This is a genomic window from Massilia sp. FBCC-B171, from assembly GCF_059134155.1.
This window is the reverse complement of record NZ_CP101443.1, coordinates 3672496-3687679: the sequence shown is the minus strand read 5'-3', so window position 1 is coordinate 3687679 and position 15184 is coordinate 3672496. Positions and strand designations below refer to the sequence as shown.

Genomic DNA, 15184 nt, shown 5'->3' with positions numbered 1-15184 from the left:
CCATGTTCCTGTCCAATTTCTCAGTTAAAAAGCCGATCGCGACGATCGTGCTGATCCTGGGCATGATGTGCATGGGCCTGCTGGCTCTGTCCAAACTGCGCGTCAACCAGGAACCCGACGTCGACATTCCGGTGATCGTGGTCAACATTCCTTACCCGGGGGCATCGCCCGAGACCAGTGAGCGCGAGATTGTCGACCGCCTCGAAAAGCAGATGCAAAGCGTGCAGGGCGTGACCGAAGTCACTGCCTATGCGAACGAAGGCAGCGCCACCCTGGTGATGGAATTCGACTTCGACCGTAACCTGATCGAGGCCTCCGACGACGTGCGCAACGCCATCTCGGCGGTGCGCTACAAGCTGCCGATCGAGATGCGCGAGCCGATCCTGCGCCGCGTCGACCCTTCCGCACGCCCGATCATGGGCCTGGCGCTGTCCTCGAAAGGGCAATCCCATGCCGAGCTGTCGCGCCAGGCCGAAGACGAGCTGGCCGACCGCTTCCGCGGCATCGACGGCGTTGCTACGGTGAGCGTCAACGGCGCCCTGCGGCGTGAGCTCTCGGTGCTGCTACGCGCCGAGAAGCTGCGCGAATACAATGTCTCGGTGTCGGAAGTGGCGAATGCGCTGCGCAACCAGAACACCAATGCGCCGGTCGGCAAGGTGCGCGGCGAAATGGACGAGAAGGGTATCCGCCTGATCGGCCGCATCGAGCGTCCGGAAGACTTCTCGCAGATCGTGGTCAAGCGCAGCGGCGATACCATCGTGCGCCTGAACCAGGTGGCCGAAATCCAGGACGGCTTCGCCGACATCGACAGCGCCTCGATTCACAGTGGCAACCCGAACGTCGGCATCCAGATCGTCCGCTCGCGCGAGGCATCGACCGTCTCGATTGCCAAGCGGGTGCGCGAGGAAGTCGCCGCGATCAACAAGGAACTGCCCAAGGGCACCGAACTGACGATCACCCGCGATGGCGGCGAGGAAGCACAAAGCAGCCTCAACAACGTGATCGAGTCGCTCATCTTCGGCGCCGTGCTGACCGTGTTCGTGGTCTACGCCTTCCTCAATTCATGGCGTTCGACCTTGATCACCGCGCTGTCGCTGCCGACCTCGGTGCTGGCCGCGTTCATCGCCGTCTGGCTGTGCGGCTTCACGCTCAATTTCATGACCCTGCTCGGTCTGTCGCTGGCGATCGGCGTGCTGATCGACGACGCCATTGTCGTGCGGGAAAACATCGTGCGCCACATGGAAATGGGCGCCGACCGCCGCACCGCCGCGCTGGTGGGTACCTCGGAAATCGGCATGGCCGTGGCTGCCACTACGTTCTCGATCATGGCCGTGTTCATTCCGGTCGCCTTCATGCCAGGCATCTCCGGCGAATGGTTCGGTCCGTTTGCGCTGACCGTGACCTGTTCGGTGCTGGTGTCGCTCTTCATTTCGTTCACGCTCGATCCGATGCTGTCGGCCTACTGGGGCGATCCTCCCGGCCACCACCATGCACCGAAAAAGGGTATTTCGAAGGTACTGGCCCGTTTTAACCACTGGTTCGACCATCAGGCCACCCGCTACGGCAACGTGATTGCCTGGGCGCTGCACCACCGCCGCTGGATGGGTGCGATTGCCGTGGCCAGTTTCGCCGGCGCGATCGCCTTGCAGTACTTCTTCGGCGGCTCGAGCTTCCTGCCCAAGGGCGACGGCAACAAGATCATGATCGAGGTGCGCACCCCTGCCTCGTCGAGCCTGCATTACGCCAAGCTGAAGATGCAGCAGGCGGAAGGGCTGGCGCTGGCGATGAAGGATGTGCGTGCCACCGACGTCGTGGCGCGCCCGAACGGCGGCCAGATCTATGTCGAGATCGGCAAGCGCAACACCCGCAAGCGCAGTGCCTCCGAAATTGCCGCCGAGCTGCGCGTCAAGGTGGCCGGCCTGGTAGGCGCCGAGTACACCGTACTTGACGACCTCAACGGCAACGGCAAGCCGGTGCAGATCGAATTCACCGGCCCCGATTCGCGCAAACTCATGGAGCTGACCTCGTCCTATATGGAAAAGCTGCGCCAGGTCCCGGGTGCGGTCGACGTCACGCTGTCACAGCAGGATCCGAAGAACGAGCTGCAGATCGAGCTCGACCGTGGCCTGGCCAACTCGATGGGCGTGTCGGTGGGCGACGCCGCCACCGCCTTGCGCGTTGCGTTCGCGGGCATCGAAGTAGGCGACTGGGTCGACCCGACCGGCGAAACGCGCGACGTCGCGGTGCGCCTGCATCCGCAAGACCGCGTCAACATCGAAAATATCGAGCGCCTTCCGATCCTGATCGCCGGCACCAACACCATGGTGCCGCTCGAGCAAATTGCCCGCATCAGCATGGGCAAAGGTCCTTCGGAAATCGTGCACAAGGACGGCAAACGCGTGATTACCGTGTCAGCGAATGCCCAGGGCCGTTCCAACGGCGAAGTGACGCAGGACGCCATGGCCCTGGCCAAGACCTTCGACTTCCCGCCAGGGTATGGACTGGCGCTCGGCGGCGCCGGTAAGGACCAGGCCGACCTCTTCGGCGCGATGATCACCGCGTTGTTGGGCGGTATCGGCCTGATGTACCTGATCCTGGTGATGCAGTTCGGCTCCTTCACCGCGCCGCTGGGCGTGATGATGTCGCTGCCGCTGTCCCTGATCGGCGTCGTGCTGGCACTGCTGCTGACCGGCGGCACCCTTAATCTGATGAGCATGATCGGCATCATCATGCTGATGGGCCTGGTGGCGAAGAACGCGATCCTGCTGCTCGATGCGGCCCGTGCGCTGGAAGCGGAAGGCTATGACCGCGAGGACGCGCTGATGAAGGCCGGCCGCATGCGCCTGCGCCCGATCCTGATGACGACCTTCGCGCTGATCGCCGGCATGCTGCCGGTGGCCCTGGCGCTGGGTCCGGACGGCAAGTTTTATCAGCCGCTGGCCGTGGCCATCATCGGGGGCACGATCACTTCGACTTTCCTGACGCTGCTGGTCGTGCCGACCTTCTACGACAGCATCGAGATCGCGCGTGACCGCATGGTCGCCAAGTTCCATCGGCGCGCCGCGCGGTATCCTGCGCTGCTGGCCTTCCTGGCGACCTTCGTGGAAGCGATCCTGACGCTGGTCTTCGTGCGCCTGCTGTACCGCCTGGTCATGCGTGGTTTCCGTTTCGCGACGGGACGCGCGCAGCCCAAGCCGGTGCCGCTGGCGAAAGCGCCCGCCATGAAGGTGACCGAAGGGGTCTGATTGTTCCGGCCCAGGTAAAAAGAAACCCGCGCAAGCGGGTTTTTTTTGCTTCCTTATTTCGTCGGCGCGGGGCCGGTGCCGGTGGTGTTGCCGGTGCCTCCGGTGGTCTTGCCGCTGCCGTCAACCGGTTTGACACCGTCGAAACCGCTGGCGCCGCCCGTTGCGCCCATACTGGCTTTGTCCGTGCTGTCTTCCTTGCCGACGGTGCGTGGCGTGTTGTTGGTGCTGTAGTCGGTCGAGGACAGGCCGGCATTGCCCGCATTGCCGGTGGCGCCGCTGACGCCGGCGGCCGCGCCGGCGCCCGAGCCTTCGGTCCTGCTGGTCACTTCGGCGGCGTCGCCGGCGCCGCCGACACCCGAATCCTTCTTGGTGCAGGCGCCGAGCATGGCGGCGAGGAGGGCGGCGGTCAGGACGATTTTCGGTACGTTGTGCATGGTGTTCATGGTGAGGCTCCTTGTTCGATGGCATGCCGTTGCCGCGTGCTGAAAGCAAGCGGTGGCGGGATTGCCTTGATTGTGGCATGGCGCACCCGGGCCTCACTGTGCGCTGTTTGACAAAGCAGGCCAGTCGGTGCGCGCAGGCGACGCGGCCTACGGCAGCGGAGCGCGGGAAGACGTGGGGAATGCTGAAACATTGTAGGGGCGGGGGAAGATAGCCAGCCGGCCGGACGGGCAAGCTGGATGTCAGAACCGGCATGAAAGCCGCCGGCCAGACGCAAACGCGGAGCCCGCGTTGTGGGGCTCCGGTTTGTGGACAAACAACGCTGCTTAGCGGCCAGTGCCAGTCGTACCGGTGGTACCCGCGCCGGCGCTGCCGGTGCCGGTCGAGTCGGTATTGTTGGTGGTGCCGCCCGCGCCGGTCACGCCGGTGGTGCCCGAGGTGCCGCTGGTGCCGGTGGTCCCCGTCGCGCCGGTCGGAGCTGCAGCGCCTGCGCCGCTCTGGTCGGTCATGGTGCCGGTGCTGCCGGTGGTGCCCATGGCGCCGGTGGTGCCGGTCGCGCCGGTGCCGGTGGTGTCGCCCGTGGTGCCCATTGCGCCGCTGCCGGTGGTGCCAGTGGCGCCGGTGGTGCCGGTGGTGTCACCCGTGGTGCCGGTGGTACCCGTGGTGCCGCTCGTACCCGAGGTCGAAGTCGGCGAGGTTGCCGACGTGTCGCCAGCGGTGCCGGCCGTATCGTTCTTCTTGCATGCGCCCAGCATCGATGCGAGCAGGGCGGCGGTCAGCAGGATTTTTGGTGCTTTGGTCATTGCGTTCATTGTTTAAACTCCTCGTTCACGTCTATCTTGTGCCGTTTTCTCCAGGTGAGGCGGTGGAGAACAACGGCGCCAGTTCGGTTTTGCCATGAACCTCTTGTTGGCAACATCGATTACCCGATGCATGTGTTCATTGGCAAAAACCTTAGGGAACCGACGCAACACGCGGCCCCATTCAGTGCACGAATTCGACTGTAAAAATTAGACTGCCGTGATGAACGCCAGTTCGTCGAATCGCGCACTTCTTGCTTTGTTCCGCGATATAGCGTGCGGAGTTTGATACTGGTTAAAACGGCTTCCGTTTACACCAGTCCCCCGGCGTTGGCCGGATGGTCGTTGCGGGAGCCGGGCTGGCCTGGCTCCTCCTGCTTGCCTGCCTTGCGGCCGGCAATCGATTCGAGTAGCGCCGGGATCTCGTTCGGGATCTCGCGGGCGAGGTAGCCGAGCACGCCCATGCGTTCAGCCAGGCGTTCGCCGGCGCGCGCATGCAGCGCCACGCCCCAGCAGGCGGCCTGTTCGAGCGCGGCGCCGCGCGCGGCCAGCCCGGCGATGATGCCGGCCAGGGTGTCGCCCGAGCCGGAAATGGCCAGGCCCACATTGCCGCCTTCGTGCTGCCACATTGTTCCCTGCGGCGAGGCGATGACTGTGCGCGCGCCCTTCAGGGCGACGACGGCGTTCCATGCCTCGGCCGAGGCCAGCGCCCGGGCGTCGGGTCCGGACACGATATCTGTTTTTTCGATGCCGGTCAGGTGCGCCATCTCGCCGCAATGCGGCGTGACGATGACGGGCTCGCGAAAGCGGAAGGCTTCGCCCGGCGCCCACGCTGGCGGCGTGTACATCAGGGTACCCATGGCGCAGGCATCGAGCACAATGGCGGTGTTGCTGCCGTGCAGGCGGTCGAGCAGGCCATGCACCAGTTCGGCCGCCGCCGCTTCGTCCTGCATGCCCGGGCCGATCAGGATGGCGTTGACGCGGTCGGCCAGCGGGTCGAGGCGGGCGATTGCGTCAGGCAGGAAGCCGCCGGCCTCGGTTTCGGCCAGGCCGATCACGCGCGCTTCGGGCATGGCCAGCGCCACCAGCTGGGCGACGCTCTCGCCCGTGGCGACAGTGAGCTTGCCGGCCCCGGCGCGCAGCGCGGCCGTGGCGGCCAGGATCACGGCGCCCGGTATTTCGCGCGAGCCGCCCAGCACCAGCACGTGGCCGCGTTCTTCCTTGTCGCCGTCGTCGCCCGGCATGGGCAGCGGCCACGCGCGCAACAGTTGCGTGGTGACATCGTGCACGGCAGGTGCGGCATCGGTGGGGCACACGGCGGCATTCATGGGGATCAGGCTTTCGGCGCGGTGGGCATGTCTTTGCCGACCGTCACCGGGGTACCGGTGTCTTCTAGCGGGGCGACGAAATTGACGAGCCGAACCACCAGGCGGCCATGCTTGCCCTGGATCGGATCGAAGGAATACGAGGTGACCGAGCAGTTCGGCACGTCGCCGGCGCGGTCGAACGCCAGGATGGTCGCCTCGTCGAGGCGTTCGAACAGGTAGCGGAAGCAGTTGACGATCACCTGGTGGGCGACGATGACGACGCGCTCGTGGCAGTAATCGCGGCTGAGCGTATCGAGCACGCTGCGCAGGCGCAGGATGACGTCGGCCCAGCTTTCGCCGCCGGGCGGGCGGAAATAGAACTTGCCGACGTGCTGGCGCTGGGCGTACAGGTCGGGATATTTGTGGGCGATGCCGTGCGTGGTCAGGCGGTCGAGGATGCCGAATTCCTTTTCGCGCAGGCGCTCGTCGGCATTGATGGCCAGGAGCGAATCGCGCTCGAGGCGGCGGATGATGATTTTGGCGGTCTCGGCCGCGCGCACATAAGGCGAATGCAGCACGACGTTCGGGCGCTCGGCCTGCGGCAGGCTGGCGAACCAGGACGCCAGGGCCTCGGACTGGCGAATGCCCAGCTCGGACAGCGGCACATCGACATCGCGTTCGGCAATGTCGATTTCGTGGCCGGCGGCGGCTTCGGCAAGGTCACGGGCGACGTTGCCGGCGCTCTGTCCGTGCCTGATCAGCCAAATTTCCTGAGGCCACTTTTGTTCCATTACCGGTCCGCCGTTGATGTTGACATGTCATCATCATAGACGGATTCGACAAGGGGTCCGCGCACGATTCCGTGCGCAAACTATTAACATTTTCTAATTGCTAAGCGGCTTGTTCTTCGCCGTCCAGATTGGTTTCCGCGTCGCTATTGAATACCTTCATGTCCGTGCTGCCGAGGATGCGCGAGGTCAGGGTGCCGGCCGTAATCGACCCGCTCACGTTCAGCGCCGTGCGGCCCATGTCGATCAGGGGCTCGATCGAGATCAGCAAACCGGCCAGCGCCACCGGCAGGTCCATTGCGGAGAGCACGATCAGGGCGGCGAAGGTGGCGCCGCCGCCCACGCCGGCCACGCCGATCGAGCCGAACACGACGATGGCCAGCAGCGGCAGGATGAAGCTCGCGGTCCACGGGTCGATGCCGACGGTGGGGGCGATCATCACGGCCAGCATGGCCGGATAGATGCCGGCGCAGCCGTTCTGGCCGATGGTCGCGCCAAACGAGGCGGCGAAGTTGGCAATGCCTTCCGGCGTGCCCAGGCGCGTGGTCTGGGTCGCCACGCTCATCGGAATGGCGCCGGCGCTGGTGCGCGAGGTGAAGGCGAAGGCCAGCACCGGGAAGATTTTCTTGAAGAAGCGTGCCGGGTTCAGGCCGGACATGGCAACCAGCAGCAGGTGCACGCCGAACATCAGGATCAGGGCGCTGTACGAGGCCAGCACGAAGCCGAGCAGGTTCAGGATGTCCTGCAGGCTCGACCCCGCGACCACTTTGACCATCAGCGCGAACACGCCATAGGGCGTCAGGCGCAGCACCAGGGTCACCATGCGCATCACGATGGTGTGGGCGACGTGCACGAAGTGGCTGAAGGAAGCGAATTCGTTCGGTTTCTTGACGGCGATACCGGTGGCGGCAATGCCCACGAACACCGAGAAGAAGACGACCGCAATGGTCGAGGTCTTGCGCGCGCCGGTCATGTCGAGGAAGGGATTGGCTGGAATAAACGACAGCAGCATCGATGGCAACGAGATGTCCTTGGCCGTCGCGAGCGAACCCTGCAGGTATTCGCCGCGCGCCACTTCCGCCGCCGACGCCGTGAGCCCCACCGCCGTGAGGCCGAACAGCTTGGCCATCAGGATGCCGATCATCGCCGCCACCGCGGTGGTGGCGATCAGGATGCCGATCGTCAGCGCGCTGATCTTGCCGAGCGAGGCCGCGTCGCGCAGTTTGAGGATGGCACCGATGATCGAGACCATGATCAGCGGAATGACGATCATCTGCAGCAGCTTCACATAGCCGCTGCCCAGCACGTCGAGCCAGGCATTGGTGGCGGCGATCACGGGCGAGCCGGCGCCGTAGATCGCCTGCAGCGCCGCGCCCAGCAGTACGCCCAGCCCCAGGCCGGTGAAGACGCGTTTGGTGAACGAGGCGTGGCTGGCCTGCATGCGGTAGAGCAGGGCGCAGACGAGCAGGGCGACGGCCAGGTTCAGAATCAGTGGCAGGGTCATGACGGCCTTCAGAGCAAGGTGTGCGGAAATTAATTCGGAGCATTTTATAGGCAAATCACCGGGGCCGCAGGAAGGCGGGCTTGTCATTTCAATCCGGATGCTTGACTACCTGCCATCTTTCTGTTGCCCGCAGGCCACGATTCGCATCAATACAGTGTAGATATCCGATAGTGTTTCCTTGGGGATTCGTAAGTTTCTATAATCCAATTAGCAGGGCTGAGCGCCTCCGATTTACTTATTACCTTAGCGGTCGAATCATGTTCAAGAACATTACCATCAAGACACGCCTGATTTTCGTCATCGGTTTTCTCGCCATCGAACTCGTCGCCGGCTTTGCCATCGGCATCCTGAACCTGGAGAAGGCGAACGATGCCATGAAGAGCATGTACGACAACCGCCTGGTCGCGCTGACCCAGCTGGCCGACATCGAGCGCGTCGTCATGCTGAACCAGATCCTGGTGGGCAAGGCGATCCAGACCGGCGTGCCTCCTGCGCCCATCCTGGACCAGGTCGACGCTAACACGGCCGTGGCCGACAAGGCGTGGAACGCCTATGCGGCGAGCAAGATGGCCGACGACGAAAAGCGCCTGAGCCAGCAGTTCGCGGCCTCGCGCGCGCGCTTCCAGGAAATGGCCATGAAGCCGATCATCGCCGCCTTGCGCGAGGGCGACGTCGACCGCGCCGGTGCGCGCATGAACGGTCCGATGCACAAGCTGGCCATCCCGATGGGCCAGGAGCTCGCCGCCCTGATCAAGATCCAGACCGACGTCGCCGCCAGCAATTTCAAGCAGTCGCAGGACATCGCGGAAATCGTGCGCATCGTCTGCTTCGCCGGCCTCGTGATCGGCCTGGCCTTCGCCGCCGTGCTGGGCTGGCTGCTGGTGCGCGCCATCGTGCGTCCGCTGGAAGAAGCGATCAAGATCGCCGGCGCCGTGGCCCAGGGCGACCTGACCCAGCACATCGAAGTACGTTCCAACGACGAGACCGGCCGCCTGATGGGCGCCCTGCGCGACATGAACGATTCGCTGGTGCAGATCGTGACCCGGGTGCGTGCCGGCACCGACACGATGGCGACCGCCTCCGGCGAAATCGCCGCCGGCAACCTCGACCTGTCCGCGCGCACCGAACAGCAGGCCGCGGCGCTCGAAGAAACCGCGTCCTCGATGGAAGAACTGACCTCGACCGTGCGCCAGAATGCCGACAATGCACGCCAGGCCAACATGCTGGCCGGTTCCGCATCAACGATCGCCGGCAAGGGCGGCGCCGTGGTGGCGCAGGTGGTCGAGACCATGGGCGGCATCAACACGTCGGCCGGAAAGATCGTCGACATTATCGCCGTGATCGACGGCATCGCCTTCCAGACCAACATCCTGGCGCTGAACGCCGCCGTGGAAGCGGCGCGCGCCGGCGAACAGGGCCGCGGCTTCGCGGTCGTGGCGGGCGAGGTGCGTAACCTGGCCCAGCGCAGTGCCTCGGCGGCCAAGGAAATCAAGAGCCTGATCGACGATTCGGTCGGCAAGGTGCAGCATGGCACGGCCCTGGTCGACCAGGCCGGCGCGACGATGAAGGAAATCGTCGAGAGCGTCGGCCGGGTGACCGACATCATGGCCGAGATCAGCGCGGCCAGCCAGGAACAGAACGCCGGCATCGAGCAGGTGAATGTGGCCATCGTCCAGATGGACCAGACCACCCAGCAAAATGCAGCGCTGGTCGAGGAGGCCTCGGCGGCGGCGCAGTCGCTGCAGCAGGAAGCGGCGACGCTGGCGCACACCGTGGGCGCCTTCCGCATCGCGGGAAGCGCCGGCGTGCTGGAGGCACCGGTCGCTGCAGCGGCGCCGGCCGCAGTCAAGGCAACGGCGCGTCCTCAGCTGGCCAAGCCGGCGGCGCGCACCGCGCCGGTCAAGTCGCCAGCCAGAACGCCAGTCAAGGCGCCGGTCAAGGCGCCTGCCGCCGACAAGGTGCCGGCCACGACGGCCGACGGCTGGGAAGAGTTCTAAGGCAAGCGAGTAGAGAACCGCGTGGCGTTCAGGCGAAGGCCGCGCGGTTCTGTTCCACCAGTGCGCGCACGGCCTCGGCTTCGACCGGGCGGCTGAACAGGAAACCCTGGTAGTCGTCGCAGGCCAGGCCGCGCAGGATGGCCAGCTGTTCTTCGGTCTCGACGCCTTCGGCCACCACGGCCAGCTTCAGGTTGCGCGCCAGGTTGATGATGGAACGCACGATGGCGGCGCTGTCGTCGTCGCGGCCCAGGTCGCGGATGAAGGCGCGGTCGATCTTCAGGCGCTGCACCGGGAAGCGCTTCAACGCGGCCAGGCTCGAGTAGCCGGTGCCGAAATCGTCGACCGACAGTTCCACGCCGAGCGCGCGGATCGCGTGCATCAGGACGTCGACTTCGCCTTCGCGGCTCATCAGGGTCGTCTCCGTGATTTCCAGTTCCAGGCAGCTGGCGTCGATGCCGCTCGCGCGGATGCAGCGCTCGACCATCGGGATCAGGTCCTTCTGGTCGAACTGGCGCGGCGACAGGTTGACCGACACTTTCAGCTCGGCCCCCGTGGCATTCCAGCGCGCCACCTGGCGGCAGGCTTCTTCCAGCACCCAGGCGCCGATCGGCACGATCAGGCCGGTGCGTTCGGCCAGCGGAATGAAGCGCACCGGCGAGACTTCGCCCAGTTCCCCGTTATTCCAGCGCAGCAGCGCCTCCAGGCCGACGATGCGCCCGGAGCCGATCGCCACCTTCGGCTGGTAGACCATGCGCATTTCTCCGCGTTCGAGCGCGCGCCGCAGTTGCGCTTCGACCGTGAGGCGCTCGTCGAGGTCGATCTGCGCGCTTTCGGAAAAGAAGTGAATGGTGTCGCCGTCGGCGCCAAACCGGTTGCGGGCGCTGTCGGCGCGCCGGAACAATTCGTCCGCTTCCTGTCCATCCTCGGGAAAGACCGAGACCCCGACCATGGGGCCGAGGAAGAACTCGCGTCCGTTCACGCTCAAGACGTTCGACAGGCGCCGGTGCAGGGCGATCGCGAATTCCTCCAGCTCGTTGCGCCCGTGGTGGGCATGCACGACCATCGCGAACTCGTTGTCCTTGATGCGCGCCACGCCGGCCGCGCGCGGCAACTGCGACTGGAACAGGGCGCCCACTTCGCGCAGCGCCGCATTGCCGGCCTCGTGCCCGAGCAGGTCGCTGATTTCGTGCAGGCGGGCCAGCGACACCACCAGGGTGCCGAGCTGGGTGCCCTTGGCCGCGGCATCGGCCAGTTCGGCGCCCAGCAGGTGGCGGAAGTGGTTCTGGTTCGGCAGCCCGGTGAGCGCATCGAAGTTCGCCAGGTAGGCCAGGTGTGCCTCGGCCCGTTCGCGCTCGGTGACGTCGGTCAGCAGGTTGACCAGCTGGACCTGGCCCGAGGCGTCGAGCAACTGCGAGGTTTGCTGGATCACCGTGCGCGGGTCGCCGCTGCTGTCCTTGACGATGGCGGGCGCTTCGTCGGCCCGGCCGCCGCCCAGCACCAGCGCATAGCGGCGTGCGCGTTCGAACACGCTGCCCGGGTCGAGCAGGTTCGCTTCCTCGTGGCCGGCGATCTCCTGCGCCGGGCGTCCGACAAAGCGGGCAAAGGCCTCGTTGCACATCACCACCCGGCGCGAGCTGTCGAGCACCCAGATCGGGGTGCGCACCGCGTTCAGGATCGCCGCCAGATAGCCGGCGCTCTTTCCCGCGCGCGCTTCGCTCGCTTCCAGCCTGGCGATCAATGCCCGCTGGCGGGCCGTGTCGCGCGCCACGCGCCAGGCCAGGAACAGCACCACCATGCACACCAGCACCAGCAGCGACACGGCCGTCCACAAGCGGCCGTACCAGGATGCCAGCGCCACGGATTTGTTCATGCCACTGATGATCACGAGCGGATAATTCGTGACGGCATCGTACCCATACAGCCGGGGTTGGCCATCGAGCGGGCTTGCCGCTTCGATGGTGCCGCGCTCGCTGGCCGGGAGGTAGGTCTGGAACAGGGGGGTATCACGGAAGGAACGTCCGATCCCTGCCGGGTAGCTCGGCCCGCGTACCAGCATCGTGCCATCGCGGTGGAACAGCGTCACCGAACCGCCTTCGCCCAGTTCGACCAGGCTGTAGATGCGTTCGAAGCGCTCGGAATCGACCAGGGCCAGTACCGACCCAATGCGCCGCCCGGCCCTGTCCGTCAAGGGCCGCGCGACCTGGATGATGCCGCGCCCGGTTTTCGCATCGACTTGCGTGATGCCGATGTGCAGCGTCCCGCTGCGCAACAACGCGGGCGCGGGTGGGGCGGGCGGGGGCACGCCTGGTCCGGCGCTGCCAGGGGCGCCGTGCGCCAGCAGGCGTCCCTGCAGGTCGAACACATACACGCCCAGCAGATACTCCTGGGCCGCGCCTTCTTCGTTGAAATAATCGAGCCGCGCCGGCTGCCCGCCCTTGCCCGGCTTGTAGCTGCGCTCGACCTGGCCGATGGCCTGGTCGACAGCCCGGGCCACGATCTCCGTCTGCGCGGCAAAGGCGATGGCCAGGTTGCGCAGCGTCGTCTTTTGCTGGCGCAGCGCGTCCTCGTAGCTGACCTGGAGCATGGCGCCGGTGCCGAGCACCAGCGCCAGGATCAGGAGCGCGGTCAGGGTCCCCAGGCTTGCCAGCGAATAGGGGCCGAGCCGCAGGGGCGGCGTGGGCGTGGCGGTAGGCGGGGAAGGACCGCGTGATGTCATGTTCGACGCATCGATCTGCCTCGTGGGCGTGGTAAATGGGCCATGCTGCATTGTAGGGGAAGCGCCGCTATCCGGGCGGCCGGCGTTGCGGATGCCTTGCGACAATTATGCAATAAGGTGCGCAATGCTGGCACGCGAGTAACTGAACAGGGGTAAGTAGAGGGCGAGCGAACTCAGTTGGCTGCTCACACACGCACTGGTTGAACCGCCGCGCCCTGCGAACTGTCAAACATAGGTCGACGCAAACCGGCGGCCGGGCGATACGGCGGCAGCCGAGCACCGCCGGCAAGCGCATGAAGCGAATTCTTCCGTCGGGAAGATGATTCTGGAAGGACTTCACATGGCTAAGTATCTGGTTGAAGCGAGTTATCTCAGCGAGGGGATCAAGGGCCTGCTGAAGGAAGGCGGCACGCGGCGGCGCGAGGCTGTCGATCAATTATTCCACTCGCTAGGCGGGAAGGTCGAAGCCTTTTATTTCGTGTTCGGCGACAGGGATGTCGTCATCATCGGCGAGCTTCCCGACAACGCTACCGCCGCGGCGCTGGCGCTCAGGGTCGATGCCTCCGGCATCACCACGTGCAAGACGACGGTGCTGCTGACGCCTCAGGAAATCGATGCGGCCGTGACCAAGACCGTGAGCTATCGTCCACCGGGCTATGACATGGCCCCCGAGGTCGCCAATTGGGAAGGCGAGGGCGGGCATCTTAGGTCAGGTGCGCAAGGTCGAAATGAATGAACGGGAATATTGCAGAAACAAAAACGCCAGGCCGTGCCTGGCGTTTTTGTTCACTAAGCGCGACCAGAAAACAAAAAGCCCACGAACCGAAATTCGTGGGCTTCTTGAGCATTCGTGGTAGGCCGTGCGGGATTCGAACCTGCGACCAACGGATTAAAAGTCCGCTGCTCTACCAGCTGAGCTAACGACCCGAAAGAAGCAAGATTATAGGGCGCTGCCGTCGCGCTGTCAAACGTGCGGCCCCAAATTATTGCTGTGCGGCCTTACTTTAGCGCGGCCAGGCGGTCCTTGGCGGACTGCGCGGCTTGCGAATCCGGGAACTTCGAGACCAGGGTTTGCAGGGTCTTCCTGGCCTTGACCTTGTCCTTCAGTTCGGCATAGCTGGTGGCCATATTGAGCATCGCGTCCGGGGCCTTGGCGCTGCTGGCGTAGGTGGTGGTCACCACTTCCTGGGCGGCGATCGCGTTCTTGTAGTCGCGCTGGGCGTAATAGGCGTTGCCGAGCCAGTACTGGGCGTTGGCGGCGTAGGCCGATTCCGGATAACGCTTCACGAAGTCCTGCAGGGCGCTTGCTGCGGCCTTGTAGTCGCGCGCGGTGAAGTTGGCCATGGCGGCGTCGTAGGCCTGCTTTTCCGAGGGCAGCACCTGCGCCGTTTCGCCATCGATGGTCTCGGCGCGCGGCTCGAGCTTCTTGATGCGGGCGTCGAGGTCGGCGTACAGGGTGCGCTGGCTGTTCTGGGCTTTCGACACTTCGTTGGCCAGCACTTCGATCTGGCCGCGCAGCTTGGCGATCTCGGCCAGGGTCTGCTCGTGCTGGTTCAGGATGTCGAGCGTGGCGGTCTTGTCCGATTTGGCGTCGAGGCGGGTGGTGAGGTCGCGCGTGATGGCGTCGACTTTCGCACGCAGGTCGAGGATGGCGCGGCGCGCTTCATCGTCGTCCAGGATGCCGGCGGATGCCTGCAGCGGCAGCCAGGCGGCCAGCACCAGGCAGGCAAGACGGGACGGGGACCATTTGATCATGTCGTATTCTTTCTATCTTGTGTTGCGATGAAAAACGGGGGCGGTAGCAGTCTGCACTGCTCCCGCCCCCGCTGTCAATTCAACTAAGCTTAAGGATTACTGATAGACGATGTCTGCACGACGGTTTTCAGCCCAGGCGGCTTCGCCCGAACCGGTTGCCTTCGGCTTTTCTTCGCCCAGCGACACGGCTTCCATCTGGGTCTCGGCTACGCCCAGGGTCGACATCGAGCGACGCACGGCTTCGGCGCGCTTCTGGCCCAGGGCCAGGTTGTATTCGCTGCCGCCGCGATCATCGGTATTACCCTGGATCAGGACCTTGCGGGACTTGTTCTGGTTCAGGTAGTTCGAATGGTTCGAGACGACCGGCTTGCCATCTTCACGCACGACATAGCTGTCGAAGTCGAAGTAGACGCTGCGGTTGGCCAGCACGCCTTTCGGGTCGTTCAGCGGATCGACGGTAGCCGTTTCCACTGGACGGATGTCGCGGGTATCGGTGGCGACAGGGGCGGTCGGCTGGCGCTCGACGACTGGCGTGTCGGTTGCTGGTGCTGGCGTTTTGCAAGCTGCAAGCAGGGCTGCAGTGGCGATGATGGAAGCTACACTCTTAACGTTGCGCATGGGTTTTCTCCTG

Annotated in this window: 11 protein-coding genes and 1 tRNA gene; 3 read left to right on the top strand and 9 right to left on the bottom strand. The window is 65.0% G+C overall.

All coding sequences use genetic code 11. The features are described 5' to 3' along the window. Positions 1 to 2 precede the first annotated feature (2 nt). A complete protein-coding gene (locus NMB41_RS16720) occupies positions 3 to 3245 on the top strand; it encodes an efflux RND transporter permease subunit (RefSeq protein WP_494378931.1) in 3243 nt (1080 codons plus the stop codon). A 53-nt stretch (positions 3246 to 3298) separates the two neighbouring features. On the opposite strand, the gene NMB41_RS16715 is transcribed toward NMB41_RS16720, so the two are convergent. From NMB41_RS16715 to NMB41_RS16695, 5 genes are all read right to left on the bottom strand, one after another. Next, positions 3299 to 3688 carry a hypothetical protein gene (locus NMB41_RS16715; protein WP_494378930.1) on the bottom strand — a complete coding sequence of 130 codons (390 nt, stop codon included), beginning with the start codon at positions 3686 to 3688 and terminating at the stop codon, positions 3299 to 3301. A 324-nt stretch (positions 3689 to 4012) separates the two neighbouring features. Continuing rightward, on the bottom strand, positions 4013 to 4498 hold the full coding sequence (locus tag NMB41_RS16710; protein WP_494378929.1) for a hypothetical protein: 486 nt from the start codon (positions 4496 to 4498) through the stop codon (positions 4013 to 4015). Positions 4499 to 4797: 299 nt separating this feature from the next. Further along, positions 4798 to 5814, bottom strand: coding sequence for an NAD(P)H-hydrate dehydratase (locus NMB41_RS16705; protein WP_494378928.1), 1017 nt, complete (start codon positions 5812 to 5814; stop codon positions 4798 to 4800). A gap of 5 nt (positions 5815 to 5819) precedes the next feature. After that, positions 5820 to 6584 (bottom strand): histidine phosphatase family protein, encoded by a 765-nt coding sequence (locus tag NMB41_RS16700; RefSeq protein WP_494378927.1) that lies wholly within the window; start codon positions 6582 to 6584, stop codon positions 5820 to 5822. Between the two features lie 100 nt (positions 6585 to 6684). Next, positions 6685 to 8085: an L-cystine transporter gene (locus tag NMB41_RS16695; RefSeq protein ID WP_494378926.1), complete on the bottom strand. Its 1401-nt coding sequence runs from the start codon at positions 8083 to 8085 to the stop codon at positions 6685 to 6687. A 257-nt stretch (positions 8086 to 8342) separates the two neighbouring features. On the opposite strand from NMB41_RS16695, the gene NMB41_RS16690 reads away from it, so the two are divergent. After that, positions 8343 to 10082: a methyl-accepting chemotaxis protein gene (locus NMB41_RS16690; protein ID WP_494378925.1), complete on the top strand. Its 1740-nt coding sequence runs from the start codon at positions 8343 to 8345 to the stop codon at positions 10080 to 10082. Between the two features lie 28 nt (positions 10083 to 10110). Here NMB41_RS16690 and NMB41_RS16685 read toward each other — a convergent pair whose 3' ends face one another. Beyond that, the gene (locus NMB41_RS16685; protein ID WP_494378924.1) at positions 10111 to 12798 is read right to left on the bottom strand and encodes a bifunctional diguanylate cyclase/phosphodiesterase; all 2688 of its coding nucleotides are present in this window, start codon (positions 12796 to 12798) and stop codon (positions 10111 to 10113) included. Between the two features lie 340 nt (positions 12799 to 13138). On the opposite strand from NMB41_RS16685, the gene NMB41_RS16680 reads away from it, so the two are divergent. Then, entirely contained in the window at positions 13139 to 13534 is a 396-nt protein-coding gene (locus NMB41_RS16680) for a GYD domain-containing protein (protein ID WP_494378923.1), read from the top strand. A 115-nt stretch (positions 13535 to 13649) separates the two neighbouring features. On the opposite strand, the gene NMB41_RS16675 is transcribed toward NMB41_RS16680, so the two are convergent. From NMB41_RS16675 to pal, 3 genes are all read right to left on the bottom strand, one after another. Further along, a tRNA-Lys gene (locus tag NMB41_RS16675) sits at positions 13650 to 13725 on the bottom strand. A 72-nt stretch (positions 13726 to 13797) separates the two neighbouring features. Then, on the bottom strand, positions 13798 to 14553 hold the full coding sequence (ybgF, locus tag NMB41_RS16670; RefSeq protein WP_494378922.1) for a tol-pal system protein YbgF: 756 nt from the start codon (positions 14551 to 14553) through the stop codon (positions 13798 to 13800). A 96-nt stretch (positions 14554 to 14649) separates the two neighbouring features. Further along, complete coding sequence (pal, locus tag NMB41_RS16665; protein ID WP_494378921.1) at positions 14650 to 15171, bottom strand: peptidoglycan-associated lipoprotein Pal; 522 nt, start codon at positions 15169 to 15171, stop codon at positions 14650 to 14652. Positions 15172 to 15184 lie beyond the last annotated feature (13 nt).

Excerpts from the sequence above, each read along its gene's own strand:
- NMB41_RS16720 (WP_494378931.1), top strand. The coding sequence starts at position 3 with ATGTTCCTGTCCAATTTCTCAGTTAAAAAGCCGATCGCGACGATCGTG.
- NMB41_RS16715 (WP_494378930.1), bottom strand. The coding sequence starts at position 3,688 with ATGAACACCATGCACAACGTACCGAAAATCGTCCTGACCGCCGCCCTC.
- NMB41_RS16710 (WP_494378929.1), bottom strand. The coding sequence starts at position 4,498 with ATGAACGCAATGACCAAAGCACCAAAAATCCTGCTGACCGCCGCCCTG.
- NMB41_RS16705 (WP_494378928.1), bottom strand. The coding sequence starts at position 5,814 with ATGAATGCCGCCGTGTGCCCCACCGATGCCGCACCTGCCGTGCACGAT.
- NMB41_RS16700 (WP_494378927.1), bottom strand. The coding sequence starts at position 6,584 with ATGGAACAAAAGTGGCCTCAGGAAATTTGGCTGATCAGGCACGGACAG.
- NMB41_RS16695 (WP_494378926.1), bottom strand. The coding sequence starts at position 8,085 with ATGACCCTGCCACTGATTCTGAACCTGGCCGTCGCCCTGCTCGTCTGC.
- NMB41_RS16690 (WP_494378925.1), top strand. The coding sequence starts at position 8,343 with ATGTTCAAGAACATTACCATCAAGACACGCCTGATTTTCGTCATCGGT.
- NMB41_RS16685 (WP_494378924.1), bottom strand. The coding sequence starts at position 12,798 with ATGACATCACGCGGTCCTTCCCCGCCTACCGCCACGCCCACGCCGCCC.
- NMB41_RS16680 (WP_494378923.1), top strand. The coding sequence starts at position 13,139 with ATGGCTAAGTATCTGGTTGAAGCGAGTTATCTCAGCGAGGGGATCAAG.
- ybgF (WP_494378922.1), bottom strand. The coding sequence starts at position 14,553 with ATGATCAAATGGTCCCCGTCCCGTCTTGCCTGCCTGGTGCTGGCCGCC.
- pal (WP_494378921.1), bottom strand. The coding sequence starts at position 15,171 with ATGCGCAACGTTAAGAGTGTAGCTTCCATCATCGCCACTGCAGCCCTG.